Origin of the sequence: Arsenophonus sp. ENCA (assembly GCF_002287155.1) — a bacterium.
In the GTDB taxonomy this organism is placed as follows: domain Bacteria; phylum Pseudomonadota; class Gammaproteobacteria; order Enterobacterales; family Enterobacteriaceae; genus Arsenophonus; species Arsenophonus nilaparvatae.
In genome coordinates, this window is record NZ_NHNG01000305.1 from 1 (window position 1) to 2,110 (window position 2,110).

At 47.1% G+C, this 2,110-nt stretch carries 1 protein-coding gene and 3 pseudogenes; all 4 read right to left on the reverse strand.

What is annotated here, in order from left to right; all coding sequences use genetic code 11:
• Positions 1–13: 13 nt before the first annotated feature.
• Positions 14–652: pseudogene (locus CBG25_RS08210) on the reverse strand (hypothetical protein); the annotation flags it as partial.
• A gap of 186 nt (positions 653–838) precedes the next feature.
• A pseudogene (locus CBG25_RS08215) lies at positions 839–1,144 on the reverse strand (hypothetical protein); the annotation flags it as partial.
• Positions 1,137–1,301, reverse strand: coding sequence for a hypothetical protein (locus tag CBG25_RS08220; RefSeq protein ID WP_290605291.1), 165 nt, complete (start codon positions 1,299–1,301; stop codon positions 1,137–1,139). The gene CBG25_RS08220 and the pseudogene CBG25_RS08215, both read right to left, overlap by 8 nt.
• Before the next feature lie 50 nt (positions 1,302–1,351).
• Positions 1,352–1,981: pseudogene (gene istB, locus CBG25_RS08225) on the reverse strand (IS21-like element helper ATPase IstB); the annotation flags it as partial.
• Positions 1,982–2,110: the final 129 nt, after the last annotated feature.

A 2,110-nucleotide genomic window follows, 5' to 3' on the forward strand; every position in this document is an offset into this window, starting at 1 on the left:
GCGTGACCATCTTTTACGCTCCTTTAATGCCACTAATCAGATACCCGGCCTCACTCCCTACCACCGCGACCTTGTAAATATCGGTGTAGCGGATATTGACCACCTTGCCGCCAATACTGTCAAAGCGATCGGCCAGTGGCATCCCCTGACGGCGGAAGGTATAGCCAAAGGAAGGCATATGCTCATCCGCGCTATCACTGCTGGCTGACGGCGCATTGACGACATGCAGCATCAGGTTGTCTTTCCACAGGTCGGTAGTGGTTTTACCGTCCTTCGCCAGCTGAACGGGTGCGCCAATCAGCACCTCATCCACCTGGAATAAATCTTTTAAAATTTCCGTGGTGATACGCTTGCGTTCGTTCCCGCCCAGCGCGTCCTGCAACACCTTATGGAAGCGCAACAGCGCCATCACGCTTGCCCCCATGGTAATGACGTTGGGACGCAGGCCGATATTGGTCCGCACCACTTCCATCCCGGCTTCAATATCTTTCAGTGGATCGCCATTTTTTTTGTTCCAGGCGGCCTCGCCCGTCAAGGCTTTGGTGGCGTTGCTGGCATAGACCGAAGCCGATTGCGCCAGCTCGGCGACATACTGCTCACGACGCAACAAAATACCGTCCGTGGCACGCTTGATCGCCTTGATTTCTTCATTAAGCCTGTTGCTCAATAGTGAAATAAAACTGCTTTCAATAAAAACAAGTTAGATACATCTAAAAAACACAAAAATAGGTTATTTTTTAATCTTATATAGGTCATTTTTAATTCAAAAATTGATTATTTTATCATCAATAGCTGGTTTTTTTGTAAGTCACAATTAATTTTGCTATTGAGCAACAGGCTTATTGAACATCGATTCCGCCTGTTCGCGGTGATCGACCGGCACCGCCAGATCATGCTCATCGAGCACGATATCGGTAAACGCCTGTTTCTCTCTTAACAGGATATTGCTGTCCGCCCCCACTGCGCGTTTGGTTTCATACAGCGCCAAGCGGCCTTTACCAAAGGTCGGCACCTTGACGCCTTCTTTTTCTAACCTGACGAGAGGAAACAGCTTTTCCCCAATCAGGCTGGCATTGCGGTATTCAGCGGCAATATGGGTCAGCACCGGGTCGTTTGCCCGTTTGCTTTTTAAATAATCAGACATAGGACTCTCCTGACAGGCAGCGCTTCACCGCCACTTCGTAAGGGATGGACTCACGCGCCTTAAGCGCCATGGCCTGTTGATGCAGCGTATCCGGATCGGATGCGCGCTCACTAAAGGTCAAACTGTTTTGCGGCGTATTGCTTCTTGTCAATGCCAATTGAATTCTGATCCACTTTGCTAAAGTAAAACTGATCCACCCCCTTTAATTTACTCGCTCAGTTCCGCTTTCAATTTTTTATGTAGCTGACCGCTTTTTAGCTTGTCTTTTAACCGATAACTTTGTCCACTAATCTGTACGATATGTGCATGGTGCAGCAATCGATCCAGCATAGCGGCTGTTAGCGTCTCATCATCACCAAATGTACTTGACCACTGAGCAAAAGACAGATTACTGGTTAAGAGCACACTACCCGCTTCATATCGCTTTGCCACCACCTGGAAGAACAGGTTTGCTTCTTCCTTGCCAAAAGGTAAATAGCCAACTTCATCGATAATCAATAATCTAGGTTTACTGATAACTCGGGTAAGATATCCTTTGAGGTCACCTTGTCGATGAGAGGTAAGCAGCTGCAACATCATGTCCGCTGCAGTTAGAAAACGGATGCTTAATCCCTGCATCGCAGCTCTATAGCTGATGGCAGTAGCCAGGTGGGTCTTGCCGACACCAGACGGACCTAGCAACACGATATTCTCCTGGCGCTCAATGAAAGCCAGTCCAGCCAGTTCCTGTATTTGGTTACGGGGAACACCGCTGGCATATTTGTAATCAAACTGCTCCAACGTCTTTATCACTGGCAGCCCAGATAAACGGAGTATCGTTTGACGCCGACGTTCAGTAAGTCACGAGTTTCGCAGTCTCTAAAAAAGAAGTATAAATTTAAAAACAAGAAAAAATAAGGATGTTCATATTTTGTCCGGTTATCCATGCATTAAAGATATCTATAAAATATTCTTGCAAGTAAGCAG